The organism is Vibrio hannami, from assembly GCF_029589055.1.
GTDB lineage: Bacteria > Pseudomonadota > Gammaproteobacteria > Enterobacterales > Vibrionaceae > Vibrio > Vibrio hannami.
In genome coordinates this window covers 244,800-259,453 of record NZ_JARQZP010000003.1, presented here as the reverse complement: position 1 = coordinate 259,453, position 14,654 = coordinate 244,800, and the positions used below count along the sequence as shown (strand labels likewise).

Sequence of the window (14,654 nt, the reverse complement as noted above, 5' to 3'; positions counted from 1 at the left end):
TTAAACGAAAGTAAAGATAAGAATGCGTAAGCAAACATAATTTTGATAAAAATTTTCACCCCATCCTCTTCCCTAGTTCGTTTATAGGAGTACATACAAGAACAAGGACTCAAAAAATGCTTAAGAAAACCATCTCCGCGTCAATCGCGGTAACACTTATGACCGTTTACGGATGTACTGGTCAGGAAAACGTGCAGAGCAAAAAAACAGAGCAAGCTAAAGAAGCAGAGCTAACGCAACGCATGGAACTACAGTCTGTTCGGTTAATGCATCAACCACGTATGGCTAAGTCGATGGCTATGCCTGTTATTGCCGACTTTTCCTATCATGCGGAAAACCGTGATAACTACCTGGACAATCCGAGTAATGGCGTTCAACAGGTTGCTACTACCCCACTCTCAACATTCAGTATCGATGTGGATACAGGAAGCTACGCGAATGTACGAAGCTATTTAAATATGGGAGAAAAACCACCAGCAGACGCGATTCGTGAAGAAGCCTTTATTAACTACTTTCCGTATGATTATCAGGAACCACAAAATAAGGATATTCCATTCAATATACTCACTGAGGTAGCGACTGCGCCCTGGAATAAAAACAGGACGCTGTTGAAAATTGGCCTACAGGGTTACGACATTCCTAAAACTGAACGGAAACCTTCTAATCTAGTGTTTCTGATAGATGTCTCCGGTTCGATGAATCAGCAGAACAAGCTGCCGTTGCTGAAAAGAAGCCTTGCCATGCTAACCAACGAACTAACCAAAGATGACACCATTAGCTTAGTCACCTACGCTGGCAGTACTCAGGTAGTATTAGAAGCAACCAGTGGTGACAACAAGAAGACCATACTAAATGCATTAGAGAACCTTACCGCGAACGGTGGCACTAATGGGGAAGGCGGCATCAATCTGGCTTATCAACAAGCTGACCTGGGTTTCAAAGAAGATGGCATTAACAGAATCCTGCTGGCAACCGACGGCGATTTCAATATTGGTGTTAGTAACATCGATCAGCTCAAACAGCTTATTAAAGATAAAAGGAAAAAAGGCATTTCACTGACCACTCTGGGTTTTGGTCGCGGAAACTATAACGATGCGTTAATGGAACAATTAGCAAATACGGGTGATGGCAACCATGCTTATATCGATACGCTTCATGAAGCCAAAAAAGTTCTCCTTCGCCAGATGAGCGGTACACTTCAGACTATCGCTTCCGACGTTAAAATTCAGGTTGAATTTAATCCTGCAACCGTTAAAGAGTACCGTCTGATAGGCTATCAAAATCGCCTTCTGAAAGATGAAGACTTTAACAACGACAAAGTTGACGCTGGAGAAATTGGTGCTGGACACTCTGTTACCGCACTCTATGAATTAACGCTAGCAGGAAATCAGGGGCAAATTGACGATCTTCGCTATAAAACCGATTCAAAGCTAGCAAATGCCCATTCGGGAGAATTAGCTCAGGTGAAAGTCAAATATAAGCTTCTGGGAGAAGATAAGAGTAGCCGCGTTACACGTGGTGTTTTGTCAAAAGAGATACAACCCGATTTTGAAAAGGCGAGTGAAGAATTTCAGTTCGCAGCATCTGTTGCTGCGTTCGCGCAAAAGCTTAAAAATAACCACTACATGGATGACTTCTCATATCAGCAAATCGCCACTATCGCCCGACAAAATAAAGGTAGCGACCCATATAATTATCGTGGAGAATTTGTCTCACTTGTAGAAATCGCGCAGAGCTTATGAACCAAACCGATGAGCAACTGATGATAGCGTATGGCAAAGGTGATGAAAGCGCCTTTGCCGAACTATATCAGCGACATAAATCGCCCTTATTTCGATATTTCATCCGGCAACTGCCCGGAAATCAAGCTCGGGCGGAAGAGCTGTTTCAGGACACCTGGTTTCGGGTGGTCGATAACCGTAAATCTTATGCTCCTTCTGCTAAGTTTACGACATGGCTTTATCAGATGGGACATAACCTGATAGTCGATGAGTACCGGAAAGAAAAAGTCCGAAATTCGCACCTAACGATCGTTACCGAAATAGAACCTGAGGTACCCGATGACCCAGAGCAAAGAAAAGTCGGAGCATTAAAAGCCTGTGTTAACTCACTGCCAGCCGTCCAACGTGAAGCATTTTTACTTAAGCATGAAGCTGGCTTCGAAATGACACAAATAAGTTCCATCGTAGACAGTAAAAAGGAAACGGTTAAAACAAGGCTTCGATACGCGCTGGATCAGCTCAGGCAATGCCTGACCCGAAAGCTGGGAGATAGAACATGACGACACAATTTGATGATAAAGAGCTAATCTCCTTGTATAAAAAAGGGGCAACTGAAGAGCCTTCAGATTCACTAGATAACCGCATTCTGGATTACGCCAAAACTGACAGGGTGAATAGAAGGCGGTGGTGGCCCTACGTGGGAATAGCAGCATCCATAGGACTAGTAAGTTTGCTGGCTCCCTGGCAATGGCAGGAACAAGCTCAACCGCAGCAGGTCGAGTTTTCTGACGAACTTCAGCTGATGAGTATTATGCCTGACGAAGAACTCATCAAAGAACGAGTGAAAAAGGCTAAAGAAGCCCGGTCAGTAGAGCGCGCGTTAAAAGCCAAGAGCTCCCCAGAACTGCGCCCGATACCTGGACCATTTGTCGTAATCGAAAGACTTATCGAAATGGGTAAACGCGACGAAGCTCGTATTGAGTTACAAAAACTCCTAGAGCAAGAGCCATCGCTTGAAGGTAAGCTACCGGATCACTTAAGGGCTCTGCTAGAAGAGCAGGAATAGAAAATAATAAACGCCCAGCAATCTAGATATTAGCTGGGCGTTTTGTATCAGGAGAAAATTACTTAGTAAGGTAAAGCTTCACAAACTCAGTGATCTTCGCCATATCGTCTACTGCGATAAACTCTTCAGTAGTGTGAACCTTAGACATACCAGTAGATAGGTTAACCGTTGTTAAGCCTTTCTTGTAGAAGTTGTTAGCATCACTACCACCACCAGTACCTGTAGTGAAAGCTTCAATACCCATATCAGAAAAGGTTTCTTTGATAGCAATCACGTGTGTGTTGTCGTCTGCAATAACGAAAGAGTCATAAGCTCTGCTTGATTCGATTTCAACTTCCGCACCGTGCTTTTCAGCAACAGTTTCAAAGGTAGAAATCATGTGCTCAATTTGTGCTTCCAGCTTATCACCGTTAAGAGAACGGGCTTCTGCAACAATCTTGATTTCAGGCATGACAATATTGGTTGCCTGACCGCCGTTAACCATACCGATATTCGCTGTCGTCTCTTCATCAATACGAAGAAGCTTCATTTGATTGATCGCGTCCGCTGCAACCATGATTGCGCTGATACCTTCTTCCGGAGCCAGGCCAGCGTGTGCAGGGCGTCCTTTAATAGTCGCAACGATTTTTTGCTGACCTGGAGCCGCAGTAATGATGGTTCCGATTGGGCCGCCAGTATCCAGAACAATTGCTTCTTTCGATGTTACATATGACATATCGAAGTACTGCGAACCAAATAGACCACCTTCTTCGTGAACGGTGAAAGCCAGTTCAAGAGTTTTGTGCTCAAGGTTTTGTTCCTGAATACTACGAACAGCTTCCATTACAGCTGCTATTCCTGACTTGTCATCACCACCTAGGATAGTGTCACCCTTAGAGCGAATAACTCCGTCTTCAATAATCGGCTCAATACCGATTCCCGGTGTCACGGTATCCATATGAGCACTCAACAAAATGGAGCCCTCTTTCTTACCTTCCAGGCGGGCGTACACATTAAAGCCATTTGTATACTGCTCAGGTACTGGCAACTTGTGAACGGTAAAACCAAGCTCCCCTAACTGTTCAGCCAATATTTCTGCAATTTTCTTCTCGTTAGCCGATTCGCTATCAATATGAACCAGCTGGCAGAAATGTTCAACCAGGCGCTGCTGATTAATTTGTGTCATGTGAGCTTCTCTCATTCTTTTACAAGCGAACACTCCTTATGACATAAGGAACAGGACTGTTATGTGAGATGAATCAATAAAGAGTCTCGAATGACACTATTCTGACATTATCTTTACTGCTTGAATCAGCTAGGCACATCAAGATGAAAAGTTGATATCTAGGTAAACTTGACGAAGACAAGAAGTACAAAGCCATCGTTAGTGCAAGTCCACTTCCTTAGGTAAAAGAGCAAATACCGGAAACCACCGGACAAGAAATGACAAAAGAGGAGTTTATTGGAGCGGAAGACTATCCAGAAATGGCGAATGTAAATAAAGCCCTCATTGCGCTGATTAAAGTATGCTGTTTATTCTTTTTGGAATGTGTGGACACAAAATAGTAATACTTATTAAGTAGATTGGCTTTATGACATAAAACAATTCAATTTCAGATGATCAGAGCTATATATTTCGATCTTGACAATACATTGGTAAACAGAAATGCGAGTATTGATAAGTTTGCTCGTCGTTTTGTTAAAACATTCTCAGCAGAGCTTAAAGAAATAACTCCCTCCCGGGTAAGCAGCATTATCAAAAAGCAAGATAATGGTGGGTACCTTCCTCACAACTCTAAATATAACAAGATCTTTCAAGCGATTGGCAGCGAATTATCTTCTCAATTGAATTGGGCAAGAAGCAAACCCGATGCTGTGTTAAGTGACTTTTGGAAGGAAGAGTTCCCCAAATGTAGTATTGAAATGGAAGGTGCAACGACTTTAGTCAACTACCTGCACCAGAAAGGATATCACCTTGGTGTTATTTCCAATGGAGCAGAAAATAGTAGGGTATCAACGATTAAAGCGACGCCATTCGGCCACCTGTTCTCGCAAATAGTAAGTTCTGAAAAGTTTGGAATAAGTAAGCCCGACTCTTCCATATTTGAACATACTTTGTCACTCGCTAACTACAAGGCACATGAGTGCGTATATATCGGAGATCACCCCATCAATGATGTGCACGGTGCTAGCAATGCAGGGTTAAAAGCAGTGTGGTTAAGGGGCTTTCACAAAGAGATATCTCTTCCAAGCGGTTCAGTCACTATCAACCGTTTAAACGATATCATTGACGTACTGAACCTATAAAGAAAACCTGTAATGGCGCTTGAATAGTTACTCGGTAGCAGCAGACCATCTATGTTACCATCACACAAAATCTATTCTAATCTTTGGCAAAACTTTGGCTCGAAAATCACTTCTGTTAATCCTATTTATTATTGTTTCTTCTGTGGTTTATGCTGATGAAACCTCAGACAACTGTGGGGAAAGTTGTCATATCATCAAACCATATGTTGATACGGCAGCAAACCAGCAGCATTTGCTTTCATATAAGCACCAGCACAATGGTGATTTATCTTGTGTTGATTGCCATGAACAAACGGAGGATGATAAAAACCGAGAAGCCGATAAATTCCACTCAGGAGAATATGAGTACCCATTTTACCCAAGAGATTTCGGAAACCAGTTCTGTTTAGAGTGCCACGATGACTATGAAGGGTTGATAGAGCAGACAGCTCCATTTGAAGAAAAGCAGTTGATTAACCCTCACCGAATACATAATTCTCGAATCGAATGTGCAAGCTGCCACAGAGTGCATCGACGCTCAAGATTTACCTGCTCCGAATGCCACAAGGAAAACTGGAAAGCTATTTTACCCGGCTGGCAACTAGCCGAGTGATGATTCGATAAAGACTATTTACTCTAAATGTTAACTTTATAAGTACCGCATAACTCCTAGTTATTAACACGTTACGATCAAGCATTTTACAACGCCGTGCGTACATCACTAATAGCTAATACAGATTGGTAGAAACGATGTGTTTAGCATATGATTGCCTTTAATTTGGAATACGCATCACATTTCGGGCAAGAGTATGCACCATTATCAATCAATTTGTAGGCTTACCGTTTTACTGCTGACAGTTATTATTGGTCCGCTTTTTACAATATCTGCCAATGCAGACACGAAAACGACTGTGCGAGAGGAAACAGTAGTCATAGGCGTTATTAGCTCAAACCCCAAAAAAGCGTTTAAGCGTGCTCAACCCTTTGCTGATTACTTAGCCCACAGTTTATCAAACCACGGCATCAACAACGGACAAGTTATCGTCGCTCGAAATGCTCGTCAAATGGCCCGATGGATAAATAGCGGTCAAGTCGACCTGGTGTCGGAGACAGTTTTTGCTGCACAAGAGTTGATCCAACTTTCGAATGCAGAACTTTTAGCAAGACGATGGAAAAGTGGTGTAGCCGAATACCATTCAATATTTTTCTCCAGACTAAATAATGGTGTGGACTCATTAGATGACTTATTAGGCAAAACCGTTGTCTTTGAGGACACTGGCTCAACCAGTGCGTTTCTTATCCCCGCAGCAATATTACTTGAACAGGGGTACGAGCTATATGAGTTGAGTTCACCAAGGGAGCATCCACCAGCAGACAAGATCGGCTATTTTTTCTCAGACGAGTATTCAAAGTCCGGGGGTGAAGCCAATATGATGAGCTGGGTTCATCGCAATATTGTAGCGGCAGCTACCTTTAGCAATCTTGACTGGGATAAAGAGATTCCTGAGCAGATAAAACACCAGTTACAGGTCATCCATACATCGCAGGCGATCCCGCGCTCACTAGTTCTGACACGTCCCAATTTGTCTTCAGATTTTAAGCAAAGCATCCTTAAGGTACTGCTTTCAGCTCATGAAAGCGAACAAGGTAAACAGGCTTTGAAAGCTTACAAAAAGACAAAGAAGTTTGACCCTATCACACCAGAAATTGAACAAAGTATTGTGTGGGCGGAAATGCAAAAAACTCTGGTTGATGAGCACATATCCCGCTAGCTGAGAGAATCGAGACCTATGAAGTTAAAAAGTAAACTGGTACTAGGAAACATGCTTATGGTTGTATTGACCATGGGTTGCCTTTCCTTGTCTCAGTGGCTGATATCTTCATACTATAGCGACGAAATTCTGGAAGAAACGGCTAACAACATTTCAGATAACTTCAATGCTCATGCGCTAATACAAGCAGAACAAACGGTAACCTACCTTTCGGAAGCCCTTTTTAACCCGATGTTCTTTTATGATATTGACACCATTCAATCTATCCTGGAACCAGCACTAAAGAACGAAGATTTACTCTTTATAAAAGTCTTTGACGCTGACGGTCTTATCGTCCATACAGGAAAGGATTTGGTTCTCGATTATGGTACAGCTTTGGATATGCCAAAGGTACAAATGAGTGTATTGGATAACCAAGAAGCTTACTCTGAAATCACGTCATCGAGCCTTATTGTTGCCCGCCCGCTCTCGATAAATAAAACACAGCTAGGCGGTATCGTGATGAGCTACTCCCTAACGGCAGTACAAGAAGATATCGAGAAGAATAGTACCATCATTGGGGATATCACTGAGACAAGCCGAAACTACAGCGCAGCATTTAGCTTGATGTTGACGGTACTTATGTGCTTAGTCAGCTTGTTCTTTTCGGTATTGATAGCTAAGACGATGATTCGTCCCATCTATAAACTCTTAAAACATTCAAAACGCATCAGTAGAGGGAACTACCAGATATCAAACAATATTCAGCGAAGCGATGAGTTGGGAGAACTTGCTCTAGCGTTTGATAAGATGGATTCAAGTCTCAAACAACGAAGTGAAGAAGTCGAATTTTTAGCCTACAACGACCCGCTTACGCACTTACCAAATCGTACCCAATTTCTTAAATCTCTCGAGCTAGAAGTGAATAGATGTGAGCTTTCCAATGAAATGTTTGCCATTCTCTTTCTAGATTTGGACGAGTTTAAGCGAGTAAACGATAATCTTGGTCATCAAGCGGGTGATGAACTGTTATGCGAAGTCGCTAGCACACTGAAAAATGCCATTCGAAAAACTGAGCAAGCAGCTAGTATGGGACAGCCTCAATGCCAGGTAGCAAGAGTTGGCGGCGATGAGTTTTTGCTCCGCCTTTCCGGAATTTCGAATAAGGAAGCTGTCTCGAAATTTGCTTCTGATATTGTAAATACATTCAAGCAGCCGATTTATCTCAGTACAGTAGGTGAATCTGTTGTGGTTGGGGCGAGTATCGGAATCGCCCTATACCCCTACTCAGGACAAACTCCTGAAGATATTGTAAAGAGCGCGGACATGGCAATGTACCGTGCCAAGGATAGTGGGAAAAACGGATATTGTTATTTTAATTACGAAATTGAACAGAAAATATTGGCGAAGGGACTCATCGAAAAAGAGCTTAGAATTGCTATAGAGGACTTCTCCCAATTTCAGCTTGTTTATCAGCCGAAAGTTGAGTTGAAGACGAGCAAAATAATAGGTTCCGAAGCTTTGCTGCGCTGGAATCATCCAACGAAGGGCTATATTTCGCCCGATGAGTTTATTCCTATTGCAGAAGCAACTGACATCATTCATGTTCTCGGTGAGTGGGTAGTAGAGCAAGCCTGTAAAGATATACAAAAATGGGTATCTACAATGGTTCTTCACCCCGACTTTCACGTAGGTATCAACTTGTCGGCAAAACAGCTCTATGGAGACAAAACGCTCAAAGCCTTTAGAGATCAAATAAAGGCATATGGCATTGACGCTAATAGATTGCATATTGAAGTTACTGAGACCGCTTTAATGTTTGATAAAGTCAGCGCTAAGAATACGTTAGATAGCCTGCGAACTATGGGAGTTGAGGTTTGGTTGGACGACTTTGGCACGGGATATTCTTCGCTTGGTTTCTTAAGAGAATTTAATATTGACGGATTAAAAATAGACCGAAGTTTTGTTAATGATATTGACAATGATGCGAATGATCGCGCCTTATGTGCCGCTGTTGTATCAATGGCTCATCAGCTCGGTATTAAAGTCGTGGCAGAAGGTATAGAAACGGTGTCACAGTCTAGTTTTCTAACCCAGGCAAATTGCGATTATGGACAAGGTTATCTGTTCGCAAAACCAATGCCAGCTGAAGACATAACAAACGAACTAGGTTATGTGCCTCCTCATTCTGTTGATAATAATATAATTTATCTAAAGTGAATTTATTCGGGTTAACTTGACTTTGATATCTGATTCTGCGCTTCCATAAATCAATATTTGGAGTTGTAATACTATAAACAGCTACTATACTGTTTATTTATGTGATATAAATCACACCAAATACAACAGTTAGATGGCTAGTAACATGATTGATTTTGAAATAGGCGACTTGAACTTAGATGAAGATGAGTTTCTAAAGCAGATAAACACTGCGATTGAAGAGCTGGATCAGGCGATAAGAGAGTCTTAACAACACACAATTTTCAAACCGCAACTCTGGTAGATTTTCGCCGTACCAGGTAGCACACATCAGTAAAACTAGACCTCACTCTGAGCATCTTCAAATTAGTGTTTTTACCGAAACTCTGACTTCCATCATACTCCCGCATGCAAAATACTTTTATCTCCTGATAATCGCTATGATAAATTCCTTGTAGATACGTCAAATATGAACAGTTAGGAAAATATCATGGCTTCAGACTACAACGGCACCAGCGCCGCTTATGCGCGTAAAGAGAGCGGATATAGAGAGAAGGCGCTAAAAATGTATCCCTGGGTATGTGGAAATTGTGCCAGAGAGTTTGTTTATTCAAACTTACGCGAATTGACGGTACACCACAAAGACCATGACCACACCAACAATCCGGAAGATGGCAGCAATTGGGAACTTTTATGTCTCTACTGTCATGATCATGAACATTCCAAATACACAGACCACGATCTATACGGCGCAGATCCGGTAGCACGCCCAGACGACCATCAAAGTGCAACTCACAACCCATTCGCCGATTTGGCTAATATGATGAATAAAGGTAAAAAGTAACCGTTTCAAGACAGCGGCTACAAATTAAAAAAGACGCTCTAAAGTATGGCCTTTAGAGCGTCAAATGCCTGTAAACGCAGTGTTTTATTATAATCCCATTTCGCTTCTTATTTGCTCAACCCAGGTGGCGACACGATCATCACTCAGGCTTGCCTGATTGTCTTTGTCTATCACCAAGCCAACAAAACTGTCTTCATCCACTGCTGTTGATTCATTGAACTCATACCCATCAGTTGGCCAACTGCCAACTATCTCAGCTCCACTCTCTACAACACAGTCATAAAGCTCTCCTAGCCCGTCGACGAACTCATCCGGGTAGTTCACCTGATCACCTAGTCCAAACAAACCCACTTTTTTACCAGATAAGTCGATATCGTCGAAATTGGGAACAAACTCTTCCCAACTTTCTGCCTGACACTCTGAAGATAAGCCAGGTAGTAACCCCTCACCATAGGTAGGTGTACCCATAATAAGGTAGTCATACTCATCAAACGCAGATGCTTCCACTCTATTTATGTTTAACGGCTTATCTGCGAGTTCATCACCCAGTTTTTGATAAATCTGCTTAGCGACTTTTCTGGTGCTTCCAGAATCTGTTCCGAAAAAAATTCCAACTTTTGACATCTTCAACTCCTTGAAAACTTGTATGTTCCTTATAGCTACTGCAAACCCCATTCCAGATATAACCAACTGTATTTGCTGGACTTTATTAAAGCAACACAACTCACTAACGACACTTTGTAATAAACCCGACAATGAAGGTCGGTTTACCTTAGTCATCGTCATCTTCGTCTGGTTGCCAGGTTATTGGGCGATATATCTCGACTCGATCACCTTCACTCAGCACAGCTTCTAGCGCTGACAACTTTCCAAATACACCAACCTTCTGTTTATCGAGATCGATAGTAGGAAACATACTCAGTAGTCCTGACATATGTATGGCGGTCATCAGAGTCGCGCTTTCTTCAACCTCGACAGGTATCCATGCTTGTTCGTTTGATAATGCATATACAACACTCACTTTCATAAAATCACCTCAGAATCCACACTATCCAGCCATCGGCTCAGGGGTTGCCTGTTTACGGTGTGCGATAATTTGCTCTGCTTTCTGCTTAATGCCCAGCATCGCTCCTAGAATAAGGAACCCTCCAGGAGGCAAGATAACCAGTAACAAACCTCGATATTCAGGGATTACCGTCAGCTCCATAAATGAAAATGACTCCCCTATAAGTAGACTTGCGTTGGCAAACAGCGTCCCACTACCAAGTACTTCTCGTATACCGCCAAGAAGTACCAGTACCCAGGTAAAACCAAATCCCATAGCAGCGCCATCAACAACAGATGGCACCAATGCAGACCGACTGGCAAATGACTCAACCCGCCCTAATATGGCGCAGTTGGTAACAATAAGAGGAATAAATAGCCCAAGTACTTTATGTAATGGATGTAGCCAGGCGTTTAATATGAAATCGGTTAGAGTCACTAATGTAGCGATGATTATGACATTGACGGGAATACGAACGGCTTTACTAATAAAATTCTTTCCTAGAGAGACCAGCAAGTTCGATGCAATCATGACAGCAGTTGTTGCTAGTCCCAGGCCTAAACCGTTTGTTGCACTGCTCGTCACAGCCATTAAAGGGCATAAAGCAAGTGACTGGTTAAGAACAATATTATTTTTCCAAACGCCATCTTTTACAATATCAGGATAACTGGCCATATTACTTTTCCTTCTCTGACTCTAATGCAAGTAAAGCGTTGTGGACGCCTTTTACTACGCTTCTAGGCGTGATAGTTGCCCCTGTGAACTGGTCAAAATCACCGCCATCTTTTTTAACTTTCCATACCGGAGTGTTTGAAAGCGAACGATCATTAAAACTCAGCACCCAATCACTTTTGGCGAGTTCAACCTTATCCCCTAGCCCTGGCGTTTCTGTATGGCTTAGAATACGAACGCCCTCTATCTTGCCGGGTGTATCGACACCTATCAAAAATCGAATTTCGCCGCTGTAGCCATCCTCACCGCCACTAATCACATAATGAGTTAGCAGTCCCGACTCATTTTTGACCGGGTAGATCTGGTAAGTTCGCCCTTTGAACTCAGCGATACTCCCCTCATCAAACACCCTATTAGCGAATGACTTGCCGTTTAATACTTCCGACAGCAGTGCATTTTGGTCCTCTTGCATTCGTTGATCGATTACAGGAGAGGTCACTGCTTGCATAACCACTAACAGTATTGCTGCTACACCTGCACAGGTGGACAAAAGCAAGCTCTGGTATGGAATCTGGTCCTTCAATTTATCAAACGTAAGTTCCATCATTTTTCCTCCACAGTCGCTACCCGGCTACCAAATATGTCGGGTCTTAAATAGTGGTCGATTAAAGGCGTAGCAGAGTTCATTATCAGCACAGCAAAAGCGACGCCTTCGGGATAACTGCCAAAGCTTCTTATCAACCAGACTAAAAGCCCGCAACAAGCGCCATATACCATCTGTCCCTTAATACTCGTCGGCGATGTAACGAGATCGGTTGCAATATAGAAAGCCCCCAGCATGGCAGCTCCACCAAACAGGTGCGTAGCTAAAGGAAGAAACTGTTCAGGAGAAAAAAGTGAAGCGAAGAAAGCAGGAAGACCTAATCCTAAAAAGAAAAACATGGGAATAACCCAGTGGATAATCCCTTTTCGAATCATATACAAACCTCCCAATAGAATTAGGAAAGCACTGGTTTCACCCAAACTACCAGCCTGACGACCAAAAAACAGATTTTGAACATAAAGCGACTGAGCGGATTCACCCAAAGCGGTTGCAGACGTTACCCCGTCCACTAGGAACCACTGCTCTGGAATTACTATTTGGTTGTTGCTGAAATCGATAGGAGTAGGTGCCGCCCAATCTGTCATTTCTACCGGAAAGCAGATCAACAACATCACTCTGGCAAGCATGGCAGGATTAAAGAGATTCTGACCCAGACCACCGTATATTTGCTTCCCAAGTACAATAGCAAAAACCGAACCCAGAACAGCAACCCAAACCGGAGTGGTTGGAGGCAGGCTCATAGCCAGCAATACTGCGGTAAGAAATGCCGACCCGTCGAGGCATGCCATAGTGTTTCGAGCCATAACTTTAAGACACAGATACTCCGTTACTACTGCTGACAAACAGCAGGTCAGTATGACTAGCGCACTGTTTTGACCAAACTGGTAAATTCCGAAAACCACTGCAGGTAGCAAGGTCAGGATGACCGTATACATAATTCGGACACTTGAATTCTCACTGTGTGAAAACGGCCCTACTGCTGATTCATAATTAATCATTCATGACCTCCTCTTTCTTTTTTGCGGAAGCACGAGGCGCTCTTTTCTTGCGGCCTGCCGCTTTTGCTGCTTTAGCTGCCCGTTTCGCTTCTGCTTCTTTAGCTAATCTAATGGTTCTGGCTTCTGTTAATGCTTTGGCTTGTGCTGAGCGCTTCTCTTTCATTTTGTTCGCGTTAATTGCGCCTTTGGCATGCTGGAAATACTGAACAAGCGGGATACTTGAAGGACACACGTAGCTACAGGCACCGCATGAAAGACAGAAGTTCACACCGAGCTTCTCTGTCATTTTGAAGTCTGACATTCGTGAATAGGACGCCATCTGAAAAGGCATCAACCCCATTGGACAAGCACGAACACACTGTCCGCAGCGGATACAATCCTGATGAGGACGCTCTTTGACCTCGTCTGCAGTTAACGCGAGAATGCCACCGACACATTTATCGACTGGAATTTGGGGAGACAAAATAACCTGTCCCATCATAGGGCCACCAAAGATAAGACGCTCCGTATCTTCGCTAAAGCCATCGCAGTAAGTCAGAATTTCATGCACTGGCGTCCCCACAGGCACTTCGATATTTCCAGGTTTAGTAATGCCTTTTCCTGAAACGGTGATTACTCTGGAAACCAGTGGTCGATTGAAACGAACCGCGTTATATACCGCTTGTGCAGTAGCGATATTGTTAACCAGAATACCTATAGATGTAGATAGCTTACCGAGTGGAACAGTGACTCCAGTAACTGCTTTTACAAGATGTCTTTCAGATCCCATCGGGTAGATACTTGGAACACTCATTACCTCGATGTTCTCGTCATCTGACGCCAATGAACTCAGTTGTTCAAATGCTTCCGCTTTGTTGTCTTCAACACCAACGATTGCTCTCTCAGCACCGCTAGCCTTTAACATCAAACGTATACCTGCAACCACTTCTGAGGCCGCTTCTCGCATAGTTAAGTCATCACAGGTTAAATACGGTTCACACTCACCGCCATTTATCACTAAAGTATGCACCTTAGCCTGACGAGCAAACTTCAGCTTTGACGCGGTTGGAAACCCAGCCCCACCCAGCCCCACAATACCAGCCTCTTCAATCTTGTTGATAATCTCTTCGCTGCTAAACCGGTAGAAATTCCCTTTCGTTGTTTCTGTCACCCACGATTTATCCTGATTCGCACGAATGATGATGGTGTCGCATTTCACTTTCGAAGGGTGTGCGGTTATGTGCTTTGTTATGGCTGTCACTATGCCATTTACTGGCGAGTGCATTGGAGCAATCATGGGCGTTTTGCCAACCGCGATTTTTTGTCCACGCTTAACATGATCCCCCGGCTTAACCAGTGACTGGAGTAGTGCCCCATTTCGAAGTTGGAGGGGCAAATACACATTTTTCGGCCAAAAATCCTTTGCAATACCCCCGTTATTAGACATTGATTTATAAGTTTTTGGGTGGATTCCTCCGCTAAACGGAGCGTTAAATATCGATCTCATAAC

Annotated in this window: 15 protein-coding genes; 8 read left to right on the top strand and 7 right to left on the bottom strand. The window is 43.2% G+C overall.

Annotated elements, in window-relative coordinates:
• Positions 1 to 116 precede the first annotated feature (116 nt).
• Genes P7F88_RS02660 through P7F88_RS02650 form a run of 3 tightly spaced genes read left to right on the top strand, consistent with a single transcriptional unit; the run spans position 117 to position 2,787 of the window.
• On the top strand, positions 117 to 1,742 hold the full coding sequence (locus tag P7F88_RS02660; RefSeq protein WP_277821804.1) for a vWA domain-containing protein: 1,626 nt from the start codon (positions 117 to 119) through the stop codon (positions 1,740 to 1,742).
• The gene (locus tag P7F88_RS02655; protein WP_277821803.1) at positions 1,739 to 2,281 is read left to right on the top strand and encodes a sigma-70 family RNA polymerase sigma factor; all 543 of its coding nucleotides are present in this window, start codon (positions 1,739 to 1,741) and stop codon (positions 2,279 to 2,281) included. Before P7F88_RS02660 ends, P7F88_RS02655 begins: the two co-directional genes overlap by 4 nt.
• Entirely contained in the window at positions 2,278 to 2,787 is a 510-nt protein-coding gene (locus P7F88_RS02650; RefSeq protein ID WP_277821802.1) for a hypothetical protein, read from the top strand. Before P7F88_RS02655 ends, P7F88_RS02650 begins: the two co-directional genes overlap by 4 nt.
• Positions 2,788 to 2,845: 58 nt before the next feature.
• Here P7F88_RS02650 and P7F88_RS02645 read toward each other — a convergent pair whose 3' ends face one another.
• Entirely contained in the window at positions 2,846 to 3,952 is a 1,107-nt protein-coding gene (locus P7F88_RS02645) for a M20/M25/M40 family metallo-hydrolase (RefSeq protein ID WP_277821801.1), read from the bottom strand.
• Positions 3,953 to 4,383: 431 nt separating this feature from the next.
• Between P7F88_RS02645 and P7F88_RS02640 the strand changes: the two genes are divergently transcribed.
• From P7F88_RS02640 to P7F88_RS02620, 5 genes are all read left to right on the top strand, one after another.
• Entirely contained in the window at positions 4,384 to 5,073 is a 690-nt protein-coding gene (locus P7F88_RS02640) for an HAD family hydrolase (RefSeq protein ID WP_277821800.1), read from the top strand.
• 94 nt (positions 5,074 to 5,167) lie between these two features.
• On the top strand, positions 5,168 to 5,665 hold the full coding sequence (locus tag P7F88_RS02635) for a cytochrome c3 family protein (RefSeq protein WP_277821799.1): 498 nt from the start codon (positions 5,168 to 5,170) through the stop codon (positions 5,663 to 5,665).
• A gap of 298 nt (positions 5,666 to 5,963) precedes the next feature.
• Positions 5,964 to 6,824 (top strand): phosphate/phosphite/phosphonate ABC transporter substrate-binding protein, encoded by an 861-nt coding sequence (locus P7F88_RS02630; RefSeq protein ID WP_277821798.1) that lies wholly within the window; start codon positions 5,964 to 5,966, stop codon positions 6,822 to 6,824.
• A gap of 57 nt (positions 6,825 to 6,881) precedes the next feature.
• Complete coding sequence (locus P7F88_RS02625) at positions 6,882 to 9,023, top strand: bifunctional diguanylate cyclase/phosphodiesterase (RefSeq protein ID WP_277821797.1); 2,142 nt, start codon at positions 6,882 to 6,884, stop codon at positions 9,021 to 9,023.
• A 469-nt stretch (positions 9,024 to 9,492) separates the two neighbouring features.
• Entirely contained in the window at positions 9,493 to 9,846 is a 354-nt protein-coding gene (locus tag P7F88_RS02620) for a YajD family HNH nuclease (RefSeq protein WP_277821796.1), read from the top strand.
• 87 nt (positions 9,847 to 9,933) lie between these two features.
• On the opposite strand, the gene P7F88_RS02615 is transcribed toward P7F88_RS02620, so the two are convergent.
• The 6 genes from P7F88_RS02615 to rsxC form a co-directional block, all read right to left on the bottom strand.
• On the bottom strand, positions 9,934 to 10,470 hold the full coding sequence (locus tag P7F88_RS02615; protein WP_277821795.1) for a flavodoxin: 537 nt from the start codon (positions 10,468 to 10,470) through the stop codon (positions 9,934 to 9,936).
• Positions 10,471 to 10,618: 148 nt separating this feature from the next.
• Positions 10,619 to 10,873 (bottom strand): RnfH family protein, encoded by a 255-nt coding sequence (locus P7F88_RS02610; protein ID WP_277821794.1) that lies wholly within the window; start codon positions 10,871 to 10,873, stop codon positions 10,619 to 10,621.
• 21 nt (positions 10,874 to 10,894) lie between these two features.
• On the bottom strand, positions 10,895 to 11,566 hold the full coding sequence (locus P7F88_RS02605) for an electron transport complex subunit E (RefSeq protein ID WP_277821793.1): 672 nt from the start codon (positions 11,564 to 11,566) through the stop codon (positions 10,895 to 10,897).
• Position 11,567: 1 nt separating this feature from the next.
• Positions 11,568 to 12,170, bottom strand: a complete 603-nt coding sequence (locus P7F88_RS02600; RefSeq protein ID WP_422127338.1) for an RnfABCDGE type electron transport complex subunit G — start codon at positions 12,168 to 12,170, stop codon at positions 11,568 to 11,570.
• Positions 12,167 to 13,165, bottom strand: coding sequence for an RnfABCDGE type electron transport complex subunit D (locus tag P7F88_RS02595; protein WP_277821792.1), 999 nt, complete (start codon positions 13,163 to 13,165; stop codon positions 12,167 to 12,169). The genes P7F88_RS02600 and P7F88_RS02595 overlap by 4 nt, the downstream gene beginning before the upstream one ends.
• On the bottom strand, positions 13,158 to 14,651 hold the full coding sequence (gene rsxC / locus P7F88_RS02590; RefSeq protein ID WP_277821791.1) for an electron transport complex subunit RsxC: 1,494 nt from the start codon (positions 14,649 to 14,651) through the stop codon (positions 13,158 to 13,160). Before rsxC ends, P7F88_RS02595 begins: the two co-directional genes overlap by 8 nt.
• Positions 14,652 to 14,654: the final 3 nt, after the last annotated feature.

Coding starts and splice junctions, on each gene's coding strand:
- P7F88_RS02660 (WP_277821804.1), top strand. CDS start 117: ATGCTTAAGAAAACCATCTCCGCGTCAATCGCGGTAACACTTATGACC.
- P7F88_RS02595 (WP_277821792.1), bottom strand. CDS start 13,165: ATGATTAATTATGAATCAGCAGTAGGGCCGTTTTCACACAGTGAGAAT.
- P7F88_RS02610 (WP_277821794.1), bottom strand. CDS start 10,873: ATGAAAGTGAGTGTTGTATATGCATTATCAAACGAACAAGCATGGATA.
- P7F88_RS02600 (WP_422127338.1), bottom strand. CDS start 12,170: ATGATGGAACTTACGTTTGATAAATTGAAGGACCAGATTCCATACCAG.
- P7F88_RS02640 (WP_277821800.1), top strand. CDS start 4,384: ATGATCAGAGCTATATATTTCGATCTTGACAATACATTGGTAAACAGA.
- P7F88_RS02615 (WP_277821795.1), bottom strand. CDS start 10,470: ATGTCAAAAGTTGGAATTTTTTTCGGAACAGATTCTGGAAGCACCAGA.
- P7F88_RS02645 (WP_277821801.1), bottom strand. CDS start 3,952: ATGACACAAATTAATCAGCAGCGCCTGGTTGAACATTTCTGCCAGCTG.
- P7F88_RS02605 (WP_277821793.1), bottom strand. CDS start 11,566: ATGGCCAGTTATCCTGATATTGTAAAAGATGGCGTTTGGAAAAATAAT.
- P7F88_RS02650 (WP_277821802.1), top strand. CDS start 2,278: ATGACGACACAATTTGATGATAAAGAGCTAATCTCCTTGTATAAAAAA.
- P7F88_RS02655 (WP_277821803.1), top strand. CDS start 1,739: ATGAACCAAACCGATGAGCAACTGATGATAGCGTATGGCAAAGGTGAT.
- rsxC (WP_277821791.1), bottom strand. CDS start 14,651: ATGAGATCGATATTTAACGCTCCGTTTAGCGGAGGAATCCACCCAAAA.
- P7F88_RS02625 (WP_277821797.1), top strand. CDS start 6,882: ATGGTTGTATTGACCATGGGTTGCCTTTCCTTGTCTCAGTGGCTGATA.
- P7F88_RS02620 (WP_277821796.1), top strand. CDS start 9,493: ATGGCTTCAGACTACAACGGCACCAGCGCCGCTTATGCGCGTAAAGAG.